Source organism: Maribacter aquivivus (assembly GCF_900142175.1).
Taxonomy (GTDB): Bacteria; Bacteroidota; Bacteroidia; order Flavobacteriales; family Flavobacteriaceae; genus Maribacter; species Maribacter aquivivus.
Genome location: NZ_FQZX01000002.1, coordinates 579976 through 605248, shown reverse-complemented (window position 1 = coordinate 605248; position 25273 = coordinate 579976). Strand labels below are relative to the sequence as shown.

The following is a 25273-nucleotide window of genomic DNA, read 5'->3' as shown; positions in this document are numbered from 1 at the left end:
ACTTTACTAAGAAAGATTAAACTAAATGTTTACTTTCGCCTTGAATTTTGGTTTTCATTACTTTTTGCAATGAAATTAAAAGGGAATCTAGTGAAAATCTAGAGCTGTTCCCGCAACTGTAAGCTTAGTCTTTGTTTTAAAGATGGCTACTATATTCTTCAATGCCACTGTTATTAGTTTAATGGGAAGGTGAATAGTAGTACGTAAGTCAGGAGACCTGCCATATTCTAAATATAGATTCGATGGACTTTCGGGTAAAAAGTCGTTGTTGTGATGAAAGAATTAATTTCAATAGTACTAGTATTTTGTGCTACAGTTGGGTATGCACAACGAGATTCCATTTTAAAGTTGGATGAAGTTGTGGTGTCCGATAGTAGAATTAAGCAATATGCCGAAGGATATAAAGTAACTGTAATACAAGATAGTATTATACAACGTGCTAACGGATCTCTTACCTCGTTACTGGCATTTAATTCTAACATTTATTTCAAAGAGAATGGATTTGGAATGGTTTCTTCCCCTGCCTTTAGAGGAACCAATGCGTCGCATACCGCTGTTGTATGGAACGGTATTAATATAAACTCACAGTTAAACGGACAAGTAGATTTTAATACCATAAACCCATTTAACTATAACTCTGTAAGTATTCGTAGTGGTGGTGGAAGCGTGCAGTATGGCTCAGGAGCTATAGGAGGTAGTATTCATTTAAATAATGATTTACTATTTAAAGAACATTTTGATAATCAGGTTTCTATAGGTTATGAAAGTTTTCAAACAAAAAAAATAAATTATAATCAAACGTTTGGTAGTCGATTAATTTCCTACAGTTTAGGGGTAAATTATAATGCATCAGATAACAATTACAAGTATTTAAATACTGGTAAAGAGAATAAGAATGGCGAGTTTAATAATCTAAATTTAAATTGGAATATTGGTTATGTTCTTTCTGAAAATCAGATATTGAAGTTATACCATCAAACTTTTATTGGTGATAGAAATTTTTCGGGAAACTTGGTGGTTTTAGGAAGAAGTAAGTATAAAGATAACCAGTACAGAACTCAGGTAGAGTGGGAGCGTTTTGGAACCAAGGCGATATCTAAAGTAAAACTAGCCTACTTACAAGAAGAATATAAATATTTTGAGAATAAAGATGCAGATATTTATTCTTTTGGGAAAGTGTCTAATTTTTTAGCAAGATATTCTTTGGATTATAAACTTTCCAAATTTTTTAGAGTCAACTCTTTTTTAGAATATAATAACTACAAAGGTGCAGGAGATAGTTTTGGAAGTCCAAAAAGGGATGATTTTTCTGCAACAGCCCTTATAAAACATATTATTTCATCTAAAATCGCCTACAATTTAAGTGTTAGGCAAGATTTTTCTTCAGATTTCTCAAGTCCTTTGGTTTTTTCGTTCGATGGAAACTATAGTCTTACTGACAATTACCAGATTAAGATAAATGCATCTAAAAATTTTAGGACTCCCACTTTTAATGATTTGTACTGGCAACCTGGTGGAAATTTAGAGCTTGTTCCTGAAAAATCATACCAATTAGATTTTGGGAATATATTAAATATAGGGGCAGTTTCTATGCAATATAACGGGTATTATATTTCAACAAAAGATATGATTAAATGGTTGCCTAATAATGATGGGTTTTGGTCTCCTATAAATATAGAGGATGTGGAAATTTACGGAGCGGAGGCCAAAATAGAAGCAAATTATTCTTTAGGTAAAAACCAAGAACTAGGCATTAAGACGAATTATGCCTATACCGTTTCAGAAGATAAGAGTACTAATGAGCAGTTAATTTATGTGCCATTCCATAGGGCAAACGGTTCACTGGAATATAGAATAGCGGACTTAAATTTGTTTTACCAGCATTTATTTAATGGTGCTGTATCTATTGTTGGTGGGGAGTTAAAAGAATATCAAGTAGCTAATCTTGGAGCAACTTATACGGCAGATATATTGAAAACAGATTTAAAATATACCATAGGAGTTACGATTAACAATGTGTTTAATACGTACTACGAAAACGTAGCATTGCGTCCAATGCCCAACAGAAATATACAAACACAATTAATATTAAATTTTTAAAAATGAAATTGAAACACTTTATGTTAACAGCGGCTTTCGCCTCATTTATACTTACATCTTGTAGTGATGATGATGATATGCCAACACCAGGAACAATAGGGATATCTACAACAGAAGATACTTATGATGAGGGAGAAGGGACAGTAGAAATAACGATCAGTACTACTAGCGTAAATGCTATGGATGTAACCATTAGTTATGAAGTAACAGGAACAGCCACAGTAGGGGAAGACTATCAATCTTTATCAGGGTCGGTTGTTTTACCAGCAGGGGAAACATCAGTACAAGAAAATTTACTTTTAATTGATGATACAGAGGTAGAATCTTCTGAAGAGGTGATTTTTACTATTACATCTACAAGTAGTGGTGAGGATATTATGGGAGCTAATAGTTCTTTGATATTAACAATTACAGATAATGATTCTTACCCATTTGAAAATGGGATATTAGTTTCTCATGAAGGAAACTTTATGCAAGGAAACGCTTCTATTTCTTTTGTTTCGGATGATTTAACGACAGTGGAAAACGATATTTTTAAAACTGTCAATGATGCAGATGCATTAGGAGACAATGCACAGAGTATGTCTTTTTATGAAAATATGGCTTATATAGTAATGAATGGTTCTCAGAAGATAGAAGTTGTAAATCGTTATACTTTTGAATCTGTTGCCACTATTGGAGGACCGAGCGAGACAGATTTTTTAAACCCTCGTTATATGGCTATAGCTAATGGTAAAGGATATGTTACAAATTGGGGAGACGGTTCTAATCCTGATGATGATTATGTTGCCGTGATTGACTTGGAAACAAATACCGTTGAATCTACTATTTCAGTAGCGGAAGGGCCAGAGAAAATTATAGCGAAGGATAATACCATTTATGTAGCGCTCCAAGGAGGTTTCAATCAAAATAACGGCGTTACTGTAATTGATGCTACAACAAATACTGTTACTACAACCATTACAGTTGGTGATCGCCCTAATTCAATGCAACTAGATGCTAGTGGAAATCTTTGGGTTTTATCAGGTGGAAATCCATCTTGGACTGGAAATGAGACTGCTGGACAAATAGATAATATTAATACTACGGATAATACAGTTACAACAACTATAAGTTATGCAGTTACGGAACATCCAGGTAATTTAGAAATTGATGGAGCTACTCTTTATTATTACTTTGGTGGGTCTGTGTATGCTATGGATACTACAGCGAGTGTATTGCCAACAACTGCGGAAATTGAAGGTCTAAGTTTTTATGATATGGCTGTTATTGATGGTAAACTTTATGGGGTAGATGCCAAAGATTTTGTCAGCAATGGTTCTTTAGAGGTTTATGATTTATCCGATAATACCTTATTAGCTTCTAAAACAGTTTCTATCATTCCAGGAGGAATATATAATAACGAAACAGCAGCAAGATAAGATCTAATTAAAAAATCAACGATTTAAAATAATCGATAAAAAAGATTATCGTAAAATTTTAATAATTAAAAAAGCTGAACAATGTTATCATTGTTCAGCTTTTTTTAAATCGTTTCTTGGCTTCAAGAATTCTTGTATTTATTAGCGCAATATTGCAGCTATCATTTTAAATAATGTATTGGATTAAATTTAGAACTCTAAATCATAAACCGTATCATCTACCATTTTATCACTCATCAAACTATTCTCTTTAGAGCTGCTTATGATATTGATAGGATAGTGTACTGTAAAATCACGTTTGCCTGTAGCGCCTGTAATCAATTCAATTGCTTTTGCTAGTAATGGCTCATTTTCTTCGCCTAAAATACCAAGGTTGCTATAATCTTCTTTCAACTCATAATCTGGCTGTAAACCGCTTGTAAAGTCAAAGAAACCATCAGCATTTTCATTTCTACCTATTAAAGGTTGAATAGCCCATTGATTATCTGGGTTAATATTGTTTACTCTTGATGGAGTGTACAAATAAGAATTATCGCGGTCATCAACTAGGGTAGTAGAGAACTCATTTTTTCCTCTAGTAACATCACCAATCTGTATGACATCCATATATGGTTCTAAACTGTTAATCAACAATTCACTTGCAGAGGCAGAACTAGAAGAAGTTAATACGTATAATTTAGTTAATCCTAAAGTGTTAATGTTTTTTCCATTTACCTTATCTGCAAAATTAATTTCTAATTGGCTGTCATTAAATTGCTCTTGAAGTTTATCGTTATATCTCTTTCTTAGGAATAAATCAGATGTATTGGTACCATAAATCATACTAGCCAATAAGCGAGTTGTATTTACAGATCCACCAGGATTGTAACGTAAGTCCATTACAAGATTTGTGATTCCGGCAGATTTTAAATCTTCTACCGCTGAATACAAATCATCATCATATTCATTAGTAAACTGGTTATACATGATGTAGCCAATATTTTCACCTGCAATTGTAAAAGACTTAGCTAAAAAGACAGGATTTTCAGCTAGACCTTCTTGTTTGGTAAGCGAAACTTCCACGTCGTTCGGTGTAATATTACCATTGTCAAAATTTGCCATATTCAAGGTGTAAGTATCGTTTTCCCCAAAAAGCAAATCAATATAGTTAGATGTGGTTAATGTTTGCCCATCAACGCCGGTAAATAAATCACCACGTTGAATTTCTACAGTACTTGCATTTGAGTTAGGCACAATGTAACGAACGAAGCCAAAAATATCTTCGCTGTCTTGAAAACGAACTAGTCCGAATTCTAGACCATTACTTTTAGATATGCCTGCGAGCGAATTAGTAAGCTCTCTATAATCTTCATTGTAAAAACTGAAGCGATCTTCTATGTACTGTAATTTATTTTCAAAAAATGCAGCAGGATTTTCTTCAGAATCAAGAAACGCAGTATATTCAGCTTTGCCTTCTTCGGTGCTTTCAAAACGGTCGTCTGCCAAATCATCTATATTTGCTTGCCAGAAATACCAAAAATTCATGGATTTCCACATAAAATCTTGGACTTCGACATCTGCGGAGCCATCTGGGTCTACGGTGTTCGGTAAAGATAAATCGTCATCTTTAGAACACGAGAATGTAATTGCAGCAACTAATAATATTAATATCTTCTTCATAAATAGGGAAACTGAAATGTTTTAGATTTATTTCTTTTCAGCAACAGGAATTTTAGAAACAGGCATACTATTGTTCAATAACAGTACCGTATTTCTAGGATTGTAAAGTTTAGAACTAGAAACCACATTTGCAGGCATAAGCACGTCAAAATTTCTTTTGCCGCTGACACCTGTAATTTCTTGAATAGCTCTAGCAAATAAAGGTTCATCGGCATTACCAAGAACACCTAGGTTGGTAACATCTTCAGGAAGTTCAATATCAGGTACTAAACCATCTACATAATCGGTAAACCCAGCGCTATTTTCAACTTGACTGATAATAGGTTGTAGTCCCCATTGCACATTTGGGTTAATATTATCAACTCTTTCAGCATCATAAACATTACCACCTTCTGGATCATCCACAAATAAAACTGACCCTTGATTTTTACCAACAGTAGTACCACCTATATGAACAACATTTATATATGGTTCTAAACCAACCATTACCAACTCACTAGCAGAAGCAGAACCTTCTGTTGCAATGATATAAACTCTATTTAAATTTAATGTATTTAAAGGTGCATCAGAATTTCCGTCAAAAGCTCCTGTTGTGCTAACAAAATAATTTTCTGTAGAACTACCGAACTCCGCTTGTAATTTTGCGTTGTACACAGTCTTGTAAAGTAAGTCAGATGTATTTGTACCTTTTATTAAACTGGCAAGAACGGCAGCTGTAGAACCTCTACCACCTGGGTTGTATCTTAAATCTAATACTAAATCGTTAACACCTTGTGCAATAAAATCTGCAAATACTGCATTCATAGTATCTTCAGAACCAGAAACAAATTGATTATACATTAAATAACCAATTTTTTTATCACCAGAAGTAATGACATTACTTACGTGAATAGGGTCTTCAACCAAGCCTTCAGATTTGGTTAAAGTAACTTTTCTGTCACTAGCACTAATACCACCATCGACAATTTCAGCCATATTTAGAGCGTAGGTGTCGTTATCACCAAAAAGCAAATCAATATAATTATCTACGGTTAGCGTCTGTCCGTCAACACCAATAAATAGATCTCCTCTTTTTATATCTTGACCAGATGCATTAGAATTTTTAACAATATATTCTACAAAACCAAATAAATCGTCTGTACCTGTAATACGACCTAAACCAAATTGTAGGCCGTTACTTTTAGAAACACCAGCAGAACTGTTTACTAATTGAGTATAATCCTCGTTGTAAAAAGTGAATCTGTCTTCAGAAAATAAGAGTTTGTTTTCCAAAAAATCTACCGGCTGAGAATTTTCGGATAAATATTCTTCATAGGCGGTCTGTGTATCAAAACGATCATCTGCTAAATCTGGGACATCACCTTGCCAGAAATAATAGAGATTAAGTGTTTGCCAAAAAAAGTTTTGTACCTCAATATCAACTTCTGCGACTTCCTCTTCAGGGGTTTCAACTTCTTCTTCTTCTTCAATAACAGTATCGTCATCGTTATTACAAGAGGTAACAACAAATCCTAAACAAAGGAGGGACAAGAAAAATTTTTTCATAGTTTCTTTTTAAATTATAATGTATGGTTATGAATATTCAAATAGTAGAACATTCATTAGTATACTGAAAATAAACGTTTAAGTAAGTACGTATATAATTAGTATAAGGATGTTAAATTTACTTACAAGTCATTTAAATAAAAATTAATTGTAACAAAAATCGTTCAGTATCGTCTTCTTTTTGTAAACCGATGAGAAAGTTTACGAACAGCCAAACCAAAATGAAACAAACGGAGTTTTTAAATACTGTATTACCATTTAAGGATAAGTTGTTCCGTATGGCCAAAAGATTGTTGGTGTCTACAGAAGAAGCTGAAGATGCAACACAAGAGATTTTAATAAAGTTATGGTCCAAGAAGAATAAAATAGGTAGCTATAACAATGTAGAAGCTTTTGCAATGACAATGACGAAAAACTTTTGTTTGGATAGACTAAAATCTAAGCAAGCCGGAAATTTGAAATTGGTGCATACTAATTATACAGACGCAAATACGTCTTTACAAGGTCAATTAGAAGCAAAAGATAGCATCGATTGGGTAGAAAGAATAATGGCAGAATTACCAGAGCAGCAAAAAATGGTATTACAATTGCGAGATGTAGAACAATATGAATACGAAGAAATAGAAAAATTGTTGGATATGAAACCGACGGCCATACGGGTAGCTTTGTCAAGAGCTCGAAAAACCGTTAGGGAAAAATTAATGGAAAAGCATAATTATGGAATTGCATAACATAGAAAAATTAATAGAAAAGTATTTTGAAGCAACTACAACAGTTGCTGAAGAAGAAACGCTTAGAACTTATTTTTCAGGGGATGACATTGCTCCTCATTTAGAGCAACATGCACCTTTGTTTAATTACTTTTCTAAAGCAAAGGAAGAACGCTTTACAAAGCAGGTACCATTAAAACCTAGAAAAAATTATATGAAATGGGTATCCGTTGCAGCGATAGCAGTCTTTATGGTGGGGCTATATTTTTATCAGCCTACACCGGCTCCAGTAACTTTAGCAGATGAGTATACACCAGAGGAAATAGAATCTGCAAAAGAGGCTCTAGCCTTATTAGCAATGAATTTTAATAAAGGTACAGAGCAACTGTATTATTTAGAGGAATTTGAGAAAACAACGAATAAATTTTTAACGAAAAACAATTAAAATGAAAAAGATACTAGTATTAACGCTTTTGGTGTTAGCTCCCGTAATAATCAACGCTCAAGATATTTTTGAGAAATATGAGGATAATGATAAGGTGACCTTTGTTGCCATGCAGCCAAAAATGTTTCAAATGTTGGGTAAAATGAGCGTAAGTTCAGATGATCCAGAAGCAAAAGAATTCTTTGAGCTCGTAAACTCTATTACAAGTTTTAAAGTAATTACCACTGAAGACGCCGCAATTTCTAAAGATGTAGATAGTTGGGTGACAAAAAGGTTGAGCAGCTCTTCTTTTGAAGAACTAATGAGGGTGCGTGATGGTAGCTCTAATGTAAAGTTTTACGTTAAAGAAGGTAAGGATAGTGACCATGTAAAAGAATTATTAATGTTTGTAACCGGTATGAAAGATATGGATATAGATATCAATGGTAAAAAGTTAGAAACTGTTCTTTTGTCCTTGACCGGAGATATTAATTTACGATCAGTTTCGAAATTGACCGATAAAATGGATTTGCCAGGTGGAGACCAATTAGGCAAAGCAGCAAAGAAGGGGAACTAAATAGTATTAAAAAGTGTTGACCCCTTAAATTTGGCACTTTTTCGAAAACAAAAATTCATCAATTCATCAATCGCCAAAGCCTAAATTGGGTAGCGGCACTAAAAACAACAATCATGAGAAAAGCAGCAGTAGTAATTTTAATGGCAATTTTACCCGTATTTGGATTTTCACAGTCTGTATTTGACAAATATGAAAATATGGATAATGTAGGGTCAGTAATTGTAAACAAAGGTATGATCGACCTAGTTTCTAAATTAGGCGGCATGAGCGATGACGCAGAGGCAAAGGAGTTTATAGATGTAGCTAGCGGACTAAGAAATGTAAAGGTGTTCATGACCGAAGATGCTTCAGTAACTGCAGATATGACATCAACCGTCAAAAAATATCTTAAGTCGTCCAAGTTAGAAGAGTTAATGCGCGTAAAAGATCAGGACGTTAATGTTAAGTTTTATGTGAAAGACGGAAAAAAGAAAGATCACGTATCGGAATTATTAATGTTCGTTAGTGGTTTAGAGAATGTAGATGTAGGGCATAATGGGCGTAAACTTGAAACAGTTTTAGTTAGCCTTACCGGTGATATTGATTTAAATAAGATAGGTACTTTGACCAATAAAATGGATTTGCCAAAAGATTTAAATAAAGCATCGGGTAAATAAAACATATTTGAAAAAGGTCCTCTTTTTAGTAGGGGGACCTTTTTTGTAATTAAAAAGAATAGTATGAAAAAAGTATATTTAATGATAATGTTGATATTAGGTTTTACCATTTCATCATGTTCATCAGAACAGAGTTTACAAGAATATTATATTGCAAGTGCAGAGAATCCTAATTTCATGTCTTTTGATTTGCCTTCTAGTCTCTTGGATTTGGAAAAATCAAATTTGAGTAATTCGGAAATGGAAGCGGTCTCATCACTTAAAAAGTTGAATGTCTTAGCATTTCAAAAAAAGGACACAAATGAGGCTGATTATCAAGCTCAAAAAGCAGCTATAAAGTTGATTTTAAAAGATGATGATTATAGCGAGCTTATGAAAATAAATACGGCAATGGGTAAAGCAACCTTGCAGTTAAAGGGTGATGATGATACCATAGACGAGTTAGTAATTTATGGTGATAATGATGAAAAAGGATTAATTCTGGTTCGTGTACTAGGTGATGATATGAACCCTGCTAGTTTTGTTCAGTTAATAAAAGCAATGGAGAAATCTGATTTTGATGGGGAAGGATTAGAGAAACTTGGAGATTTGTTAAAAGGCTAATTTTTAATTATAACTAATACATATACAGCCCACTACGTAAATGTAGTGGGCTTTTTGTTTGCGATTATAGTTGTTTATATAAATTTTCGATGTGACCAATCAAGAAAATTGGTGTCATAATAAGTGAGAGTTATATACAAACAACCTAAACAAACATTTTAAAATGGAAAACGCACAAGTATGGATTGACAAAGGAATTGGAATGGCAATGGAATATGGACCAAAGGTTCTGATGGCCATATTAATATATATAATCGGTTCTTGGGTTATAAAAAAGTTAATTGGTGTCACTAGAAAAGGGATGACCAAGCAGGATTACGATGAATCATTGCAGAAGTTCTTGTTAAGTTTAGTGAAATGGGCACTTACAATATTTTTGATTATCACAGTTATTTCAACCTTAGGTGTTGAAACTACAAGTTTTGCAGCAGTAATTGCAGCAGCTGGTTTAGCTATTGGTCTTGCTTTGCAAGGTTCTCTTTCTAATTTTGCAGGTGGTGTTTTACTTATCATTTTTAAGCCTTATAAAATTGGAGATTTGATAGAAGCACAAGGTGTATTAGGTAATGTAAAAGAGATTGAGATTTTTACAACTAAATTGATAACACCAGAAAATAAGTTAGCAATTGTTCCAAATGGTGCAATGGCAAACGGTAACATAGTAAATTATACTGCAGAAGGTAAAATAAGAGTTGACACAACTGTAGGTGTAGCTTATGATTCTGATTTGCAAAAAACAAAAGATGTGTTATTGGCAATGTTAAAGGCAAACCCTTTAGTATTACAAGATCCAGCTCCTTCAGTAAATGTATCTGAATTGGCAGATAGTTCTGTAAACTTAGCTGTACGTCCTTTCTGTAAGCCAGAAGATTTTTGGGATGTTTATTTTGCAACCATTGAAGGAACTAAGAAAGCATTAGATACTGCAGGTATTGAAATTCCTTACCCGCACGAAGTTCAAATCAATAAATAATATTTAGTCTATTTAGTTAGTAAAAGTCCGTTGAACTTGCTCAACGGGCTTTTTTATTTTACTCGATAATAGAGATTTAAATACGCTGTGGCTTTCCTCAATGTATTTTACTCTTTTGCAATTTGCAAATTGTTTTTCCCAAAGTCCAATGTTCTAATTGGAAACGGAATATTAATGTCACGCTCATCAAACCGTTTCTTGATTATTTTAATAGCCTTATGCCTTGCGGCATGTTCTTGTTTTACATTAACACAGTCTGCCCAAAAACGGACCATAAAGTTGATAGAGCTATCGCCAAACTCTGTAAAAAAGAACTCCACATCTTCGTCATCATTCTGTTTAAAATTATCAGCTATAACTTTAACTGTTAAGTCTTCCACCATTTGTAAATCGCTTTCGTAACCAACGCCACAATTAACAAAAATTCTATTTCTCTTATTCATTGAATAATTGGTGAATGAACCATCAATGAATTTAGAGTTTGGTATAACTACTACATTGTTATCGGGTTTTTTAAGAATGATGTTTCGTAAACTAATTTCGGTAACAAAACCGGAAACCCCATCTGCAGAAATAAAATCATTGATTTTAAGCTGAGGCATAAAAGAAAGAATAAGACCGCCAAAAGTATTGCTCAAAGTGCCTTGTAAAGCTAGACCTACTGCCAAACCAACTACTCCTGCACCAGCTAAAATACTTGTTAATACCTTGTCGAGATCTAAAACACCTAAAGCTATAAAAAAGCCAATTAAAATTATAACTACAAAAACTACTTTGGCAATTATTTCTTGAATAGATACTTGAGATATTTTTCTTAGAACGGTTCGTTTAAGAACTTTGCGTATTCCTCTTGCTAGAAAATAAAATAAAAACATTACCAAAACAGCCATGGCTATATTTGGTAATTTTAGAATGATAGATTCTAACCAACCATCTAATTTATTCCATAAATTACTTACCGATTCTTCAACTGAGAAATTTGTTTGCATTTACTTTTAATTTTGCTTTCATCGGAAATATATAAAGTATGAATAACAAATTAAAATGCATATCGCCCTAAACGGGCGATATGAAGTATATGAACAAAAGAAAAGTTTTAATGCATTAAAACTGGCTTAAATACCGGTGTAATTGCTTGGAGATATTTGCTTTAATTCCTTTTTAATTTCATCAGAAACTTCTAAAGTATCTATAAAGTTGGCAATAGAATCCTTATTAATTTTCTCATTTGTACGTGTAAGTCCCTTTAAAGCTTCATACGGGTTAGGGTAGCTTTCTCGTCTTAATATAGTTTGAATAGCTTCTGCAACAACAGCCCAGTTGTTTTCTAAATCTTGCTCAAATTTCTCTTTATTTAAAAGTAATTTGTTTAAACCTTTTAGAGTAGATTGAAAAGCGATAATGGTATGGGCAAACGGAACACCAACATTTCTTAGAACTGTGCTATCAGTTAAATCTCTTTGTAATCTAGAAACAGGTAGCTTCGCGGATAAATGTACAAAAATTGCATTAGCAAGACCAAGATTTCCTTCAGAATTTTCAAAATCTATAGGGTTAACTTTATGTGGCATAGCTGATGAACCAACCTCACCTGCTTTAATTTTTTGTTTGAAATAGTCCATTGATACGTATGTCCAAAAATCGCGATCAAGGTCTAATATAATAGTATTGATGCGTTTAAGACCATCGAACAAAGCTGCTAAGTGATCATAATGCTCAATCTGCGTTGTAGGAAATGAATGTTGAAGACCTAATTTTTCTTGAACAAATTTTTGACCAAAGGCTCTCCAATCAATACTAGGGTAGGCTACTAAATGTGCGTTGAAATTACCTGTTGCTCCACCAAATTTGGCTGCACTTGGTATATCGTTTAATAAATTGAACTGCTCTTTTAAACGAACTACGAAAACCATAATTTCTTTTCCTAATCGGGTAGGAGATGCTGGTTGACCGTGTGTTCTTGCCAACATAGGAATGTCTGACCATTCTAAAGTAAGAACATCAAGTTTCTCTAACAATTCAAAGTATTGAGGTACATAAACATCATTCATTGCTTCCTTAATAGAAAGCGGAATAGCTGTATTATTAATGTCTTGAGAAGTTAACCCGAAATGGATGAACTCTTTATATTCTGATAAATTTAAAGTATCGAAAGCTTTTTTAATAAAGTATTCAACCGCCTTAACATCATGATTGGTAGTTCTCTCTATCTCTTTAATTTCTTCGGCGTCTTCAGTAGAAAAATTAAGGTAAATATCTCTAAGGGTATCAAATTTTGACGTATCAAAAGAAGAAAGTTGTGGTAAAGGAATTTCACAAAGTGCAATAAAGTACTCTATTTCTACTCTAACTCTATATTTTATTAGTGCTTCTTCAGAGAAGTAAGCAGATAAAGATTTGGTTTTAGAGCTATAACGACCGTCAATTGGTGAAATGGCATTTAGTGCATTAAGAGACATAATGATTGGTTAAATTAATAAGGGGCAAATATACCTAATCGTATCAAAGTTTAAAACCATAAGTACTTTAAGTTATGGTCAAATACAATGATTTAATGAACAATTTTCCAAGGTTCTTAAATGTGCTACTTTTTTTCTAGAACTTTTAAGGTCATTCTGGCTCTTGCCTTGTATGCAGCGCTACCGCTCTCGTAGTTTTGTTTAAGTATTTGTTGTAATTCTGGATGGATCCAACTTATTTTTCTACCTATTAAAAGAAGAGTGGTCATTGAGTATGCTTTTGGGGCAACTTTATAATCACCTATGAGCCAGTCAAAAGCAGCTTCAGTAATGGTGTTTAAATGTTTTGTTGTCAACTTTTGTTTTAGTTTTTCAGGCTTTTTAGAAAATTCGTTTATCACCAATAACTGACAAATTTTTGAAGCCGGGCGAACAGATGATTCTAATGAAATATGTTTTAACGAATCGATGAATACATCAAGGTTTGTTATAATTGGTATTAGATTTATTTTCGAAATACTTTCTAAAACCCAACCAGCCTTACATGATATGGGATCTATATCATTTTTGATTATCTCAATAAGAATAGGAATTAAATGAGGATTATCTTCAATTTTAAATGCCATTTTAATTCGGTTTTCTCTAGAAGCGCTTACATAATTCAATGCTTCATAAAGTTCTTCCTTATTCATAAAATTGTATCTTTAATTTTCATTTCCCCCAAATATGAAATTACTAAAAAAAATTAGCCTAGGTGTTGTTTTAGTGTTTGTTGCTATACAGTTTTTCAGTCCTACAAAAAATATTGCTACAGGTAACCATACAGAAGCTTTTATAAAGCAGACGAACCCATCGCCAGAACTTAAGAATATTTTTGAAACTTCTTGTTACGATTGTCATAGCAACAATACAGATTACCCGTGGTATAATAACATTGCTCCGGTTTCATTTTTGCTGGCCGATCACGTTAAGGAAGGCAAGGAACATTTAAATTTTTCTGAATGGGAAAATTATTCTTTAGATAAAAAAGATCATTTATTAGCAGAGATAGAAGAGGAAGTCGTTGATGGAAACATGCCATTATCTCAATACACCTTGTTACATAAAGATACAGAGCTTACGGCCAATGAAGTTAATAAATTGGTAGAGTGGGTAAGGCAAACCCGTATTATTTATCAATTAGGGAAGCAACCAAAGTAGGAGTTCCGGCTACTGCGGTTTCGGTAATAATTGTCAAATTACTTTTTTGAGAATTAGTTATCGCTGGCTTTGGGTCAATAAAATATATTGGTGTAGAAAAATTTACAAAATCGATTAGACTTGCCGCTGGGTATACTTGCATAGAAGTACCTATGATAATTAAATAGTCGGCTTTTTCGGTAATAGCTATAGCTTCTTCTAATAATGGTACAGCTTCGCCAAACCAAACAATGTGCGGTCTAATTTGATGTCCATTTTTACAGGTGTCACCCAGTAAAATATCTTGCTTACAATCAAAAAATTCATGGGTAGAATTACTACTTCTTGATTTTAATAATTCGCCATGAAGATGTAGAACTTGAGAACTACCGGCACGCTCATGTAAATCATCTACATTTTGAGTTATAATTTGAACATTGAAATGGGCTTCTAGAGCGACCAATGCCTTGTGCGCAGCATTAGGTTCAACGGTTAGCAACTGCCTTCTTCTTTGATTGTAAAACTCTAATACCAATTCCGGATTATTTTGAAATCCTTCTGGTGTGGCAACCTCCATAACATCATGCCCTTCCCATAGACCATTAGCATCTCTAAACGTTTTTAATCCGCTTTCAGCAGAAATTCCGGCACCCGTTAATACAACAATGTTCTTCATGAGCTTTTAATAATATTTATAAAAATATACTTTTCTTATCTTGGGGGCATGATTGATGTGAACCTTTTAGAGTATTTAGAAGAATTTATTTCAGAAAATAGAAAACAGCGTTTTGTTGATATATTGGCTGAACGCACAAATTACTTGACTGTAGCGGTAGAAGATGTATTTCAAATGCACAATACTAGTGCAGTGGTAAGAAGTTGTGAATCTTTTGGTGTTCAGACTGCGCATTTAATAGAGGATAGAAACGGTCAACATTTAGATGAGGAAATTGCCATGGGCGCGCAGAAATGGGTAGATATAAAACGGTATCAAAATTCAAAACAAGTAATTGATTCGTTACGAGAAAAAGGATACAAAATCGTAGCTACCAGTCCGCATGCAGATAGCTCGCTATTACAAGATTTTAAATTGGACAGTAAAACGGCTTTGTTTTTTGGGACGGAGAAAAATGGATTAAGCGATTATGTTTTAGAAAACGCAGATGCCTTTATAAAAATACCAATGGTAGGATTTACCGAGAGTCTTAATATTTCTGTTTCTGCCGCGATTATACTTCAGCATTTAACGACCCAATTGAAAGCTTCAAATGTAGATTGGGAATTGACAGATGAAGAAATGCTAGAAAGACGGTTAGATTGGACAAAGAAGTCAATAAAAAGTATCGATGACATTCTAGAAAGATATAAGTCTGATAATTAAATTTTAACTAACTTGTTAGTCAACAATTAATTAGATGACCGATGTATACCGTATTCATGATTATTGCAATAGTTCTAATCTTAGTTATTTTACTGGCATTAATAGCTCCCAAAAGTTATCAAGTTTCTAGAAGTATAGAATTAGAACATTCGCCAGAAAAAGTTTGGAGTCATTTGAAGTTTTTAAAGAAACAGCAAGAATGGTCGCCATGGGCAAGAAAAGACCCTGATATGGTACTTACTTTTACCGGGATTGATGGTGAAGTAGGTGCTACTAGCCATTGGAACGGAAATAAGGAAGTAGGTGAAGGGGAACAAGAAATTACTAGAATTGTAGAAGGTGAACGAATTGAACAAGATTTACGTTTCTTAAAACCCTACAAGTCGCAATCTGATTGTTATATGACTCTTGAAGAACATGAAGTAAATAAAAGTAAAGTGACATGGGGTTTTACTGGAAAGAACAAATTTCCTATGAGTATTATGATGCTTTTTATGTCAATGGATAAAATGGTTGGTAAAGACTTTGAACAAGGATTACAGAATCTTAAACATAATTTAAATAGTTAGTTATGATAGCATGGTATGAAATACCCGTCGCAAATATGGAGCGAGCACAGAAGTTCTATGAATCTATTTTAGATGTAACCATTACAGTCAATAATTTTGGAGAATTTGTAATGGGTCTGTTTCCAGATAAACAAGTTGTTGGTCAGGCAAATGGCGCTTTGGTTCAGCATGACCAATATGTTCCTAGTTTAACAACTGGAGTATTGGTTTATTTAGCATGTGACGATGCAGCTATAGTTTTAGGTAAAGTTCATGCCGCAGGCGGACAAGTATTACAGCCCAAAACCGAAATAGGTGACGGACACGGATTTATGGGACTTTTAAAAGATACCGAAGGCAATAGAATTGCGGTACATTCTAATGCCTGATATTAATTAGGTGTCTTAATTATTAAGTTCTAACAAGACAACGTCAAAATCATTATCTAGTATAACTTTGTTTTTGTCAACTGTTACTTCAGTTCCAGAAAAGCGATCGTATAATTTTGTGCCATCACCAAAAATACCTTTTACTGAAATAGATTTTTTTCCCTTTGGTGCATCTAAAGCGATAACTACTTTATCCACATAATCCTCTTTGGTGAAGTGTCTGCTAAAAACATATGGAGCTTTCGAAATTCTTTTATGAATACCAGCACCTATAGATGGGTGGTCATTTCTAAAAGTTCCTAATTTCTGCCAATAGCTTAAAGTTTCTTTTGTTTGTGGTAAACTATCTAACTCATTCCAATTCATAAACGAACGTAACGTAGCATCTCCTTGTGTCCCTTCTATCACTAGACTACGAGCAGTTTCATCACCATAATAAATTTGAGAAGCACCAGGCGTAAGCAATAATACATTTGCAGCTCTTTTAGGGTCAGCTCTTTCTTGGTCAAAAGGTTGACCGTCGTCATGAGAAGTAAGGTAATTTAATACACTTTTATCTTTGAAAGTAGTATGTAGTAGTTTGCTGTACTTGGTAAAAATAGTTTCGTAATCCTTTTGGGCATCCGTCTTTAATTCGAAATTGATAAGGCTTTTAAATCCGTTATCGAAATAGTTTACTTTTTTATCACCAAGGTCAAATTCTTGTCCGCCAGAAATTCCGTAATTATAAACTTCACCAACCATGTAGAAAGGGTTGTCGTCTAATACCTTATCACTATTCTTCTTTTTCCAAAGTTCAAAAGCAAAAGATGCTTCTTTGTATAATTCTGCCCATGAATTTTCATTGGCATGTTTAACTGTATCAACTCTAAATCCGTCAACACCATATTTATTAACGTAATCGGTTAGCCATTTAATTATATAAAAGCGAGGTGCTCTGGGGTAGCCGGTACGGTCAAAAAATAATTCTAGTTCATCTAGTTCTTGGCTAAGTCTACCTTCGCTTTTCCATTTTGCTAGAAGGGCATCTGGTAAATTTACAGTAGCATCAGATTCGGTTAAAATATCAGGTAGATTCGCAACCAATGTACAGGCAGTAGTATTCTCATATGTAGTAAATTCACAAGTAGGAGAGGTGCGTACCCATTCTTCTGGCCAAACAGGATCTTTTTCGGTGATAGGACCTGTATGGTTTAAAACAACATCTAATAAAATACGAATCCCATTTTCATGGGCGGTTTTTATTAGTGTATCTAAGTCTTTATCGGTTCCAAAATTAGGATCAAGAGCTGTCCAGTCTTTTGCCCAATACCCATGATAACCATACGTATTGCCAGTACCTTCATCTGTAGCGCCATGAATTTGTTCAACAACGGGAGTGAACCAAATAGCATTTACGCCAAGGTCTGTGAAATATCCGTCTTTGATTTTTTTTGTTATGCCTTGAATATCTCCGCCTAAAAAACCTCTGAGCTCTCCGGTTTCTTCGTCACGCTCAAAATTTAGATCGTTAGCTGTATTTCCGTTATTGAATCGGTCTGTGAGAAGAAAATAAACGGTAGCGGCTTCCCATTGAAAATTGGGATTCTTTTTAGGGGTTTCAATTGAATCTTTAACTACAGCAATAGTTTCTGATTTTTCTTTGCTCTTTGGTTGGCAAGAAATCAATGCTATAGATAATAGCCCTAGTAAGAATACGTTTTTCATTTCCCTGTTATTTGCAATAAAACTATAACAAGGATTTCACTTTAAGAAATATTATTTCTTTCTATTTAAAACTTTATACTCTTCATAACAGCTGCTAATGGCGTCAAGTATCTGAAGATCATTGGCTGTAGTGATAAAAGATTTGGAGTAATTGCAGTTATTTAGAATATCTTGAATATCAACTTTTTCTAATTGAAGGAATTCTGTAAGTGTTTCTCTATCAAATTTAGAAGCAAGTAGGTTGCGAATATCATCGTCTTCTCTCATTTGTCTAAGCTTACGCATTTGCGCAGGTTTTTTACCAAAGAGGTTACGCAACAAATCTGCTGGGTTTAGAATGGCACCCAATACTTTTGTGACAGCGCTAGGGTTTTTATTACCACCTTCATAGCTAACGCCTAAGCCAGATATACTATATTGGTAGGCATTGTTTATTGGAAGGTTCTTTACGTCGATTTCTAAGTACCCGGTTAGCTGATAAGGTCTAACAATAACTTCTTCTAGAGCATAAGCAAGCTCTGTCAGTGCTATTTCTGTATTTTCAAATTTGAACATATCATTGGTTACTCTAATTTTCTGTGATTTAAATCCTAGAAAAGAAAAATATAAGGTGTCATTTACTGCTGCGGTAATTGAAAATTCGCCATTTTCATTGGTAATTGTTCCAAAAACTTGGTTCAAGTTAACAACGTGTACGCTCTCAAGGGGTTCATCAGATTGGGCGTTTATAACAACAGCACTAAGGCGTTGACCTTCTTCTGTTTCTTGAGAGAAACCTATTAGTGAAAGAAAAATAAGTATAAGCGATAATAAGTATTTCATTGTACTGACAGCATAATTAAGTTGCAAACAAAACAAAAAAAATACGCCGAAGCGTATTTTTAATATACAATTAACTAAAAGAAATCTCCCTTTCTTTTGGTACTACGTCTTTTTCCGGAGTTAGGACTGCTAGATTCACTACGGTCACGTCTTCTGCCTTTAGACTCAGAGCTACCTTCTTTTCTTCCTCTTCCGCCGCGGTCATCATCTCTTCTTCCGCCACCGCTGCTTCTTTTTCCTCTGAAGCCACCGCCGCTTCCACCGCTTCTGCGATTTCCACCACCGCCACCGCCGGGGTTTTTAGAAACTTCTACATTAACAAATCTTCCGTCAACTTTAAACTCTGTAAATTTTTCAAGAATTTGTTGTGTAGATTCACTTTCAGTATTAAAGAATGAAAAACTTTCCTTAACATCAACTTTAAAGACATCTTCTTGTCCAAGTCCTACTGTATCTCTAATGAAGTCTTTAAGTGACATCCAATCATAACCATCTTTTTCACCAACGTTTATGAAGTAACGAACAGCACCACTAGTTGGTATTTCACCACCTCTTCGGCCATCGCTTCTTTCTCTATCTCTACCGCTGTCAGAAGAATTTAAATCTTTAGACTTGTTATAGTAGTTAGAGAACCTTGTAAATTCGGCAGAAATTAATTTCTTTATTAATTCCTCACGGTCAATACCTTCTAGTATCTCGTTGATTTCAGGTAAATAAGGGTCAACATCAGAATTAGTCTCAGTATCTTTTATTTTATTGGCTAAGTGATGTAATTGAATACCACAGATTTCCATTCCCGAAGGAACTTTTTTCAATTCAAATTTTTGATTGATTTTGTTCTCTATGGCCTTTATCTTGCGTTGTTCACCACGAGTAACAAGAACCATAGATATACCAGATTTACCAGCTCTACCTGTTCTACCACTACGGTGGGTATACGTCTCAATTTCATCTGGTAATTGGTAATTAATAACATGTGTAATGTCATCAACATCAATACCACGCGCAGCAACATCAGTTGCTACAAGCATTTGAATTTGTCTTTTACGAAAAGAGTTCATCACCAAATCTCTTTGGTTTTGGCTTAAATCTCCATGTAAAGCCCCTGCATTGTAGCCGTCTTCGATTAAATTTTCGGCAACTTTTTGAGTATCACGTTTTGTTCTACAGAAAATAACTGAAAATATATCTGGGTTTGTATCTGCTAATCTTTTTAAAGCTGGGTAACGATCTCTACCACCAACAACATAATATTCATGTTGTACGGTTGATGCTCCAGAGTTTTTTGCACCCACTGTAATTTCTTGTGGAGAATGCATGAATTTTTTAGCAATAGTAGCTACTTCTCTAGGCATAGTTGCAGAGAACAACCATGTAGATTTTTCATCAGGCGTACCAGAAAGAATATCTTTGATATCTTCCATAAAGCCCATGTTCAGCATTTCATCTGCCTCATCTAAAATACAATAATCTATATTAGAGATATCAACAAGACGTCTACTGATCATATCTTTCATACGACCAGGCGTTGCAACAATAATTTGCGCACCTCTTTTAATCTGTCTTGCTTGGTCTGTAATACTTGCACCACCATAAATGGCAACTACATTGATATTACGTTCGTATTTTGAATACGCTTGCATTTCTTTCGTAATCTGTAAGCATAGCTCACGAGTTGGTGATAATATTAAACCTTGTGTGGTTCTACTATTACTATCAATTTTTTGAATTAATGGAAAACCGAATGCGGCAGTTTTACCTGTACCTGTTTGCGCTAAGGCAACTAGATCGGTTTCACCTTCCAGTAAAATTGGGATTGCTTTTTCTTGAACTTCTGATGGGGTTTCAAAACCCATATCAGTAATAGCATCTAATAAGGACTTCTGCAGTCCCAGTGCTTCAAACTTTGTCATAAATATGTATACTAAATCGCAAATATGAATGTTGCATAGAGCGATTATCGTATATAACCTATTTAGACTCAGGGCAACACATGCTATACCAGCGGCGTTAATTAAGCGGCAAAGGTACTGCTAATAATTGAATCAGAATAATTTATTAGAAAGTAATATTACGGAGCTAGCGTATAGCCATATATAGATAGGAATGTACCCGAAATTCCAAAGATAATCATAAGCACAATTAGCCCTTTTTGTAGCACTGGGCTGTCATAAATAATGATACAAACGGCGCCAAGTACAATACATATTTGAAAAAATAGTAATGCATAGTCAAATTTTTTGGTCGCGTAATCATAGGTTCGGGTCAATTTTTCCCATTGTTTAACTCCGGTAATAATTCCCATTTCCCCCTCTATGTCTTGAACCCAGTTTTCTTTACCTACATGCTCAGACCCTAGTAAGATTTCTGTTTTTTCTGATTCGTACTTTACTATTTTATCTTTTACAATAGCTATTCTTTGTTCTATTACCGGTCTGTTTTCTTCCTTTACAATACCGCTTTCAATTAAAGTACTTAAATAATCTAGTTCACTTTCTTTCAAGCTTTCTTTAATACTTTTAGACTGGTACCAGCTAGAATAGCTCACTACATTGTTGTGGGCAATCATCATTTCTTCTTCTAATTCGCCATTCACCATTTGTGATATTGCCATAAGCGCGGCAAATAAAGCTATTAGTACACCGCCAATAGCTTCTGCTCGTTCTGATGCTACTGATACTACTACAGTTTCACCGTTGTCTTTTTTATTTATCATGAGTACTATTTAAATAGGTAATCAATTTTTTAAATGCTAGAGCTCTATGGCTTATTTTGTTTTTAATGGATAAGGGCAATTGCGCAAAAGTTTTTTTATAACCTTTTGGTTGAAAGATAGGATCATAACCAAATCCGTTATCTCCCTTTTTTGTTTCTATAATTTCGCCGTGTATGCTTCCGTCAAATATATGGGTTTTACCGTTTAAGTTTAAGGCAATTACAGTATTGAAGTAAGCATTTCTATTCTGTTTATCACTTAAGTTAGCTAATAGTTTGTCCATATTAGCGTTTGAATCATTTTCGGCACCTGCATATCTTGCCGAATATACGCCTGGTTCACCATTGAGAGAATCTACAATGAGGCCTGTGTCATCTGCAAAGCAAGGTAGTTGATACGTATTTGTTATAAAATCTGCTTTTATTCTAGCATTGCCCTCTAGGGTGGTGGCAGTTTCGGGTATATCGGTCATACATCCAATCATATCTAAACTAACTAGTTCAATATATGATGGTACCAGTTGCTGAATTTCTTTTAATTTGTTTGGGTTGTGCGTGGCGAATACAAGCTTCATGGGAACATTTTGAAATCTAGTTTGTCAATTTACATCAGCAAAAGTAGTAATTTTATAAAATGGAGTTAAAAGTACCGCCGGCTTTAGTGTTTTTGTGTTTCGGATTAATGATGTATCTATTGGCAGAATTTTTGCCGATGGGTTATTTTGATTTTTATGGGAGAATGTTGTTTGCCAAAATTTTAGTTGGTATTGGTATTGTAATAGCCTTATTGGCATTGTTTCAATTTAAAAGAGCAAATACAACTATAGATCCAACAAAACCTGATAAAGCTTCTAATTTAGTAGTAGGCGGAATTTTTAAATTTTCTAGAAACCCTATGTATTTAGCGCTGCTTCTTTTACTTTTAGCTTTAGGTGTGTTTTTAGGAAATGCTTTCAATACACTGATCGCTGCTGGGTTTGTGGGTTATATGAACCGTTTTCAGATTATTCCAGAAGAAAGAATTCTCTTAGATAAATTTGGGCGTTCCTTTAAAGATTATTGTATCTTAACAAGGCGTTGGTTCTAAATAATTTTTATTTATCTGTATTAATGACTGCACTAATAATACAAAATATTAACTAATTAGCTTATAATTTAATATATTAGCGTTTTAACTAATAACCATGATAGCTATAATTACCGGAGATATTATTAATTCTGAAAATCATCCTAGTGCTCAATGGATCGATTTATTGAAGAATTACTTTAACCAATTTGGTGCTTCGCCAATGAACTGGGAGATATATCGTGGTGATGAATTTCAGTTAAAGGTTACTGAAAAAAATGCATTATTTACGGCTATTCGTATAAAAGCAATGCTAAAGACTATAAAAGGTTTAGATGTAAGAATGGGTATTGGTATAGGTTTAGAAACCTATATTGGTACAGGAGTAACCGAATCTAACGGACCTGCATACCAGCGCTCTGGGCGTAATTTCGAAACACTTAAAGAGAGTAAAATAAATCTTAGTATTGCAACAGGAGAAAAAGCATATGATCGAACTTTAAATTTAATGTTACGCTTAGCATTAGATTTTATGGATGATTGGAGTGTAGTTTCTGCAGAAATAGTAACATTGTCATTAGACTATCCGCATTATTCACAAAAAGAAATTGCACAACAATTAGGTATTAAACAGTCTGCCGTAAGTCAGCGTTTAAAAAGAGCAAGATTAGATTTGGTTTTAGATGTATTGTCATATTACAAAGAATTAATTACCAGTAAATAAATATGTTGATTTTTATAAAACTAGTATTGGCTCATTTAATTGGAGATTTTGTTTTGCAGCCTACAAGATGGGTACTTCACAAGCAATCGAATAAAATAAAATCTAAGTTTCTATACTTGCACGTGCTATTGCATTTTGCTTTATATATGCTTTTTCTTTGGGATTTGTCTCTCTGGAAAATTGCCCTAATAATAACCATAGCTCATTTTGTCATTGATGTATTGAAATTATATTCAAATGATTTATTTAAGAATAAAAGCATTCCGTTTTTTATTGATCAGATCCTACATATACTAGTCATATATTGCTGTGCTTTTTACACAGATCTATACACTCACACTATATCTTTATTCGAAAATTTAGACTGGTATTTAGTTACTGCCATTGTTTTTGTAACCTATCCGGCAGCAATTATAATGGGGATGATTTTAGAGGGAATGTCTAATCAGATAGAGACGGATCACAAATCATTACCAAATGCAGGTAAGTATATTGGTATGATAGAACGACTATTCGTTTTAATATTTATAGTAATAGGCAGGTGGGAAGTTATTGGCTTATTAATAGCTGCGAAATCTGTTTTTAGATTCAATGATCTTAAAGAGCGCAATAATAGAAAGCTAACAGAGTATATTTTAATAGGTACTTTAGTAAGTTTTGGGTTAGCAATCTTGGCGGGGCTTCTATATATCTCTTAAATAAAAGCATAATGTCATCACGGTATTTTTTATTCTTTTTGTTGCTGGTCATATTCTCTCAAAAAACTATTTCCCAATCAGGTAAATTTGAATCATTTGACGGCGTACAAATCGCTTATACAGATGAGGGTAGTGGTGAGGTGGTACTATTGTTACACGGATTTATAAATTCTAGAAAGTCTTGGGATAAAACGGCTTTAAAGAAAGATTTGTTAAATGCTGGCTATCGCGTGATCATTCCTGATTTACGCGGTAATGGAGATTCAGATAAACCTCAAAATGAAGAAGCGTATCAAGGTAATGCCGAAGTAAAAGATGTGGTATTATTAATGAATCACTTAGATGTAGACAAGTATAAAGCTGTAGGTTATTCAAGAGGAAGTATTGTTTTGGCAAAATTACTGACAGAAGACGATAGTATAGAGAAAGCGGTTTTAGGTGGTATGGGTATAGATTTTACAAATGCCGATTGGGATAGAAGAATCATGTTCGCAAAAGCCTTTGATGGCGATATAAATGAGATAACCAAAGGTGCGGTAGACTATGCAAAATCTATTAAAGCAGATTTACGCTCATTACATTTGCAGCAAAAATTTCAACCTGTAACTTCGGTAAGCGAATTAAATAAAATAGATATAAACGTATTAGTAATTTGTGGTGATGAGGATAATGATAACGGAAATGCAGAAGAATTAAGTAAAATATTTAAAAGTGGCAGTTTAAAAAGAGTACCTGGGGATCATAATAGCACGTATAAGACTGAAGGCTTCTCATTATCAGTTCTTCAATTTTTAGATTAAAAGATGATCATTTTGTCAATTTGCACCATAACATAACCTTTTTGTTTTATTTACAGGATATCATTTATCAGGATAAATTAAATTTTTACTTTTGCTTCTTATTTTAATAACAAAAAT

Annotated in this window: 27 protein-coding genes and 1 riboswitch; of the genes, 16 read left to right on the top strand and 11 right to left on the bottom strand. The window is 33.9% G+C overall.

All coding sequences use genetic code 11. The features are described 5' to 3' along the window. Positions 1 to 31 precede the first annotated feature (31 nt). Positions 32 to 239: riboswitch (cobalamin riboswitch) on the top strand. A 34-nt stretch (positions 240 to 273) separates the two neighbouring features. Both BUC31_RS13170 and BUC31_RS13165 read left to right on the top strand, forming a co-directional pair. After that, positions 274 to 2100: a TonB-dependent receptor plug domain-containing protein gene (locus tag BUC31_RS13170; protein ID WP_073244882.1), complete on the top strand. Its 1827-nt coding sequence runs from the start codon at positions 274 to 276 to the stop codon at positions 2098 to 2100. A gap of 2 nt (positions 2101 to 2102) precedes the next feature. Beyond that, positions 2103 to 3521 carry a DUF5074 domain-containing protein gene (locus tag BUC31_RS13165; protein WP_084135038.1) on the top strand — a complete coding sequence of 473 codons (1419 nt, stop codon included), beginning with the start codon at positions 2103 to 2105 and terminating at the stop codon, positions 3519 to 3521. Between the two features lie 189 nt (positions 3522 to 3710). Here the strand turns inward: BUC31_RS13165 and BUC31_RS13160 are convergent, their stop codons facing one another. Both BUC31_RS13160 and BUC31_RS13155 read right to left on the bottom strand, forming a co-directional pair. Continuing rightward, positions 3711 to 5180 carry a S41 family peptidase gene (locus tag BUC31_RS13160; protein WP_073244880.1) on the bottom strand — a complete coding sequence of 490 codons (1470 nt, stop codon included), beginning with the start codon at positions 5178 to 5180 and terminating at the stop codon, positions 3711 to 3713. A gap of 27 nt (positions 5181 to 5207) precedes the next feature. Continuing rightward, the gene (locus tag BUC31_RS13155) at positions 5208 to 6725 is read right to left on the bottom strand and encodes a S41 family peptidase (RefSeq protein ID WP_073244878.1); all 1518 of its coding nucleotides are present in this window, start codon (positions 6723 to 6725) and stop codon (positions 5208 to 5210) included. Between the two features lie 221 nt (positions 6726 to 6946). On the opposite strand from BUC31_RS13155, the gene BUC31_RS13150 reads away from it, so the two are divergent. The 6 genes from BUC31_RS13150 to BUC31_RS13125 all read left to right on the top strand — a co-directional run bounded on the left by BUC31_RS13150 (position 6947) and on the right by BUC31_RS13125 (position 10668). After that, complete coding sequence (locus tag BUC31_RS13150) at positions 6947 to 7456, top strand: RNA polymerase sigma factor (RefSeq protein WP_073245958.1); 510 nt, start codon at positions 6947 to 6949, stop codon at positions 7454 to 7456. Further along, positions 7443 to 7880, top strand: a complete 438-nt coding sequence (locus tag BUC31_RS13145) for a hypothetical protein (protein ID WP_073244876.1) — start codon at positions 7443 to 7445, stop codon at positions 7878 to 7880. Before BUC31_RS13150 ends, BUC31_RS13145 begins: the two co-directional genes overlap by 14 nt. Position 7881: 1 nt before the next feature. After that, the gene (locus BUC31_RS13140; protein WP_073244874.1) at positions 7882 to 8436 is read left to right on the top strand and encodes a DUF4252 domain-containing protein; all 555 of its coding nucleotides are present in this window, start codon (positions 7882 to 7884) and stop codon (positions 8434 to 8436) included. Positions 8437 to 8549: 113 nt separating this feature from the next. Beyond that, a complete protein-coding gene (locus tag BUC31_RS13135) occupies positions 8550 to 9092 on the top strand; it encodes a DUF4252 domain-containing protein (RefSeq protein ID WP_073244872.1) in 543 nt (180 codons plus the stop codon). Positions 9093 to 9155: 63 nt separating this feature from the next. Next, entirely contained in the window at positions 9156 to 9695 is a 540-nt protein-coding gene (locus BUC31_RS13130; protein ID WP_073244870.1) for a DUF4252 domain-containing protein, read from the top strand. A 163-nt stretch (positions 9696 to 9858) separates the two neighbouring features. Beyond that, complete coding sequence (locus BUC31_RS13125; RefSeq protein WP_073244868.1) at positions 9859 to 10668, top strand: mechanosensitive ion channel family protein; 810 nt, start codon at positions 9859 to 9861, stop codon at positions 10666 to 10668. A gap of 107 nt (positions 10669 to 10775) precedes the next feature. Here BUC31_RS13125 and BUC31_RS13120 read toward each other — a convergent pair whose 3' ends face one another. The 3 genes from BUC31_RS13120 to BUC31_RS13110 form a co-directional block, all read right to left on the bottom strand. Beyond that, entirely contained in the window at positions 10776 to 11657 is an 882-nt protein-coding gene (locus tag BUC31_RS13120) for a mechanosensitive ion channel family protein (RefSeq protein ID WP_073244866.1), read from the bottom strand. A 126-nt stretch (positions 11658 to 11783) separates the two neighbouring features. Continuing rightward, positions 11784 to 13127, bottom strand: a complete 1344-nt coding sequence (gene purB / locus BUC31_RS13115) for an adenylosuccinate lyase (RefSeq protein WP_073244864.1) — start codon at positions 13125 to 13127, stop codon at positions 11784 to 11786. A gap of 125 nt (positions 13128 to 13252) precedes the next feature. Beyond that, positions 13253 to 13819, bottom strand: coding sequence for an adenylosuccinate lyase (locus tag BUC31_RS13110; RefSeq protein WP_073244863.1), 567 nt, complete (start codon positions 13817 to 13819; stop codon positions 13253 to 13255). Positions 13820 to 13853: 34 nt separating this feature from the next. Here BUC31_RS13110 and BUC31_RS13105 point away from each other — a divergent pair, with 34 nt between their 5' ends. Continuing rightward, complete coding sequence (locus tag BUC31_RS13105; RefSeq protein ID WP_073244861.1) at positions 13854 to 14327, top strand: heme-binding domain-containing protein; 474 nt, start codon at positions 13854 to 13856, stop codon at positions 14325 to 14327. Here the strand turns inward: BUC31_RS13105 and BUC31_RS13100 are convergent. Next, the gene (locus BUC31_RS13100; protein ID WP_073244859.1) at positions 14296 to 14982 is read right to left on the bottom strand and encodes an SIR2 family NAD-dependent protein deacylase; all 687 of its coding nucleotides are present in this window, start codon (positions 14980 to 14982) and stop codon (positions 14296 to 14298) included. The two genes, BUC31_RS13105 and BUC31_RS13100, sit on opposite strands and share 32 nt — an antisense overlap. A gap of 48 nt (positions 14983 to 15030) precedes the next feature. Here BUC31_RS13100 and BUC31_RS13095 point away from each other — a divergent pair, with 48 nt between their 5' ends. Genes BUC31_RS13095 through BUC31_RS13085 form a run of 3 tightly spaced genes read left to right on the top strand, consistent with a single transcriptional unit; the run spans position 15031 to position 16624 of the window. Then, complete coding sequence (locus BUC31_RS13095) at positions 15031 to 15687, top strand: TrmH family RNA methyltransferase (RefSeq protein WP_073244857.1); 657 nt, start codon at positions 15031 to 15033, stop codon at positions 15685 to 15687. A gap of 41 nt (positions 15688 to 15728) precedes the next feature. Next, positions 15729 to 16256, top strand: coding sequence for an SRPBCC family protein (locus BUC31_RS13090; RefSeq protein ID WP_073244855.1), 528 nt, complete (start codon positions 15729 to 15731; stop codon positions 16254 to 16256). 2 nt (positions 16257 to 16258) lie between these two features. Then, complete coding sequence (locus tag BUC31_RS13085) at positions 16259 to 16624, top strand: VOC family protein (RefSeq protein ID WP_073244853.1); 366 nt, start codon at positions 16259 to 16261, stop codon at positions 16622 to 16624. 15 nt (positions 16625 to 16639) lie between these two features. Here the strand turns inward: BUC31_RS13085 and BUC31_RS13080 are convergent, their stop codons facing one another. The 5 genes from BUC31_RS13080 to BUC31_RS13060 form a co-directional block, all read right to left on the bottom strand. Further along, the gene (locus BUC31_RS13080) at positions 16640 to 18331 is read right to left on the bottom strand and encodes an alpha-amylase family glycosyl hydrolase (protein ID WP_073244851.1); all 1692 of its coding nucleotides are present in this window, start codon (positions 18329 to 18331) and stop codon (positions 16640 to 16642) included. A 51-nt stretch (positions 18332 to 18382) separates the two neighbouring features. Continuing rightward, the gene (locus BUC31_RS13075; RefSeq protein WP_073244849.1) at positions 18383 to 19153 is read right to left on the bottom strand and encodes a carboxypeptidase-like regulatory domain-containing protein; all 771 of its coding nucleotides are present in this window, start codon (positions 19151 to 19153) and stop codon (positions 18383 to 18385) included. 74 nt (positions 19154 to 19227) lie between these two features. Next, positions 19228 to 21066: a DEAD/DEAH box helicase gene (locus BUC31_RS13070; protein ID WP_073244848.1), complete on the bottom strand. Its 1839-nt coding sequence runs from the start codon at positions 21064 to 21066 to the stop codon at positions 19228 to 19230. A gap of 158 nt (positions 21067 to 21224) precedes the next feature. After that, the gene (locus tag BUC31_RS13065; protein ID WP_073244847.1) at positions 21225 to 21869 is read right to left on the bottom strand and encodes a DUF4337 domain-containing protein; all 645 of its coding nucleotides are present in this window, start codon (positions 21867 to 21869) and stop codon (positions 21225 to 21227) included. Continuing rightward, a complete protein-coding gene (locus tag BUC31_RS13060; protein WP_073244846.1) occupies positions 21859 to 22443 on the bottom strand; it encodes a non-canonical purine NTP diphosphatase in 585 nt (194 codons plus the stop codon). The genes BUC31_RS13065 and BUC31_RS13060 overlap by 11 nt, the downstream gene beginning before the upstream one ends. Before the next feature lie 59 nt (positions 22444 to 22502). Here BUC31_RS13060 and BUC31_RS13055 point away from each other — a divergent pair, with 59 nt between their 5' ends. The 4 genes from BUC31_RS13055 to BUC31_RS13040 all read left to right on the top strand — a co-directional run bounded on the left by BUC31_RS13055 (position 22503) and on the right by BUC31_RS13040 (position 25156). Further along, a complete protein-coding gene (locus BUC31_RS13055; RefSeq protein WP_073244845.1) occupies positions 22503 to 22955 on the top strand; it encodes a methyltransferase family protein in 453 nt (150 codons plus the stop codon). A 97-nt stretch (positions 22956 to 23052) separates the two neighbouring features. Further along, the gene (locus BUC31_RS13050) at positions 23053 to 23658 is read left to right on the top strand and encodes a SatD family protein (protein ID WP_073244844.1); all 606 of its coding nucleotides are present in this window, start codon (positions 23053 to 23055) and stop codon (positions 23656 to 23658) included. Between the two features lie 2 nt (positions 23659 to 23660). Beyond that, positions 23661 to 24356 (top strand): DUF3307 domain-containing protein, encoded by a 696-nt coding sequence (locus BUC31_RS13045; RefSeq protein ID WP_073244843.1) that lies wholly within the window; start codon positions 23661 to 23663, stop codon positions 24354 to 24356. Between the two features lie 11 nt (positions 24357 to 24367). Next, entirely contained in the window at positions 24368 to 25156 is a 789-nt protein-coding gene (locus BUC31_RS13040) for an alpha/beta fold hydrolase (RefSeq protein ID WP_073244841.1), read from the top strand. Positions 25157 to 25273 lie beyond the last annotated feature (117 nt).

Bases quoted from the DNA above. Each gene is read 5' to 3' on its own strand.
- BUC31_RS13050 (WP_073244844.1), top strand. From the start codon at position 23,053: ATGATAGCTATAATTACCGGAGATATTATTAATTCTGAAAATCATCCT.
- BUC31_RS13165 (WP_084135038.1), top strand. From the start codon at position 2,103: ATGAAATTGAAACACTTTATGTTAACAGCGGCTTTCGCCTCATTTATA.
- BUC31_RS13145 (WP_073244876.1), top strand. From the start codon at position 7,443: ATGGAATTGCATAACATAGAAAAATTAATAGAAAAGTATTTTGAAGCA.
- BUC31_RS13125 (WP_073244868.1), top strand. From the start codon at position 9,859: ATGGAAAACGCACAAGTATGGATTGACAAAGGAATTGGAATGGCAATG.
- BUC31_RS13070 (WP_073244848.1), bottom strand. From the start codon at position 21,066: ATGACAAAGTTTGAAGCACTGGGACTGCAGAAGTCCTTATTAGATGCT.
- BUC31_RS13085 (WP_073244853.1), top strand. From the start codon at position 16,259: ATGATAGCATGGTATGAAATACCCGTCGCAAATATGGAGCGAGCACAG.
- BUC31_RS13045 (WP_073244843.1), top strand. From the start codon at position 23,661: ATGTTGATTTTTATAAAACTAGTATTGGCTCATTTAATTGGAGATTTT.
- BUC31_RS13120 (WP_073244866.1), bottom strand. From the start codon at position 11,657: ATGCAAACAAATTTCTCAGTTGAAGAATCGGTAAGTAATTTATGGAAT.
- BUC31_RS13160 (WP_073244880.1), bottom strand. From the start codon at position 5,180: ATGAAGAAGATATTAATATTATTAGTTGCTGCAATTACATTCTCGTGT.
- BUC31_RS13065 (WP_073244847.1), bottom strand. From the start codon at position 21,869: ATGATAAATAAAAAAGACAACGGTGAAACTGTAGTAGTATCAGTAGCA.
- BUC31_RS13150 (WP_073245958.1), top strand. From the start codon at position 6,947: ATGAAACAAACGGAGTTTTTAAATACTGTATTACCATTTAAGGATAAG.
- BUC31_RS13105 (WP_073244861.1), top strand. From the start codon at position 13,854: ATGAAATTACTAAAAAAAATTAGCCTAGGTGTTGTTTTAGTGTTTGTT.
- BUC31_RS13060 (WP_073244846.1), bottom strand. From the start codon at position 22,443: ATGAAGCTTGTATTCGCCACGCACAACCCAAACAAATTAAAAGAAATT.
- BUC31_RS13140 (WP_073244874.1), top strand. From the start codon at position 7,882: ATGAAAAAGATACTAGTATTAACGCTTTTGGTGTTAGCTCCCGTAATA.
- BUC31_RS13090 (WP_073244855.1), top strand. From the start codon at position 15,729: ATGTATACCGTATTCATGATTATTGCAATAGTTCTAATCTTAGTTATT.
- purB (WP_073244864.1), bottom strand. From the start codon at position 13,127: ATGTCTCTTAATGCACTAAATGCCATTTCACCAATTGACGGTCGTTAT.
- BUC31_RS13095 (WP_073244857.1), top strand. From the start codon at position 15,031: ATGATTGATGTGAACCTTTTAGAGTATTTAGAAGAATTTATTTCAGAA.
- BUC31_RS13100 (WP_073244859.1), bottom strand. From the start codon at position 14,982: ATGAAGAACATTGTTGTATTAACGGGTGCCGGAATTTCTGCTGAAAGC.
- BUC31_RS13170 (WP_073244882.1), top strand. From the start codon at position 274: ATGAAAGAATTAATTTCAATAGTACTAGTATTTTGTGCTACAGTTGGG.
- BUC31_RS13130 (WP_073244870.1), top strand. From the start codon at position 9,156: ATGAAAAAAGTATATTTAATGATAATGTTGATATTAGGTTTTACCATT.
- BUC31_RS13075 (WP_073244849.1), bottom strand. From the start codon at position 19,153: ATGAAATACTTATTATCGCTTATACTTATTTTTCTTTCACTAATAGGT.
- BUC31_RS13055 (WP_073244845.1), top strand. From the start codon at position 22,503: ATGGAGTTAAAAGTACCGCCGGCTTTAGTGTTTTTGTGTTTCGGATTA.
- BUC31_RS13080 (WP_073244851.1), bottom strand. From the start codon at position 18,331: ATGAAAAACGTATTCTTACTAGGGCTATTATCTATAGCATTGATTTCT.
- BUC31_RS13135 (WP_073244872.1), top strand. From the start codon at position 8,550: ATGAGAAAAGCAGCAGTAGTAATTTTAATGGCAATTTTACCCGTATTT.
- BUC31_RS13110 (WP_073244863.1), bottom strand. From the start codon at position 13,819: ATGAATAAGGAAGAACTTTATGAAGCATTGAATTATGTAAGCGCTTCT.
- BUC31_RS13040 (WP_073244841.1), top strand. From the start codon at position 24,368: ATGTCATCACGGTATTTTTTATTCTTTTTGTTGCTGGTCATATTCTCT.
- BUC31_RS13155 (WP_073244878.1), bottom strand. From the start codon at position 6,725: ATGAAAAAATTTTTCTTGTCCCTCCTTTGTTTAGGATTTGTTGTTACC.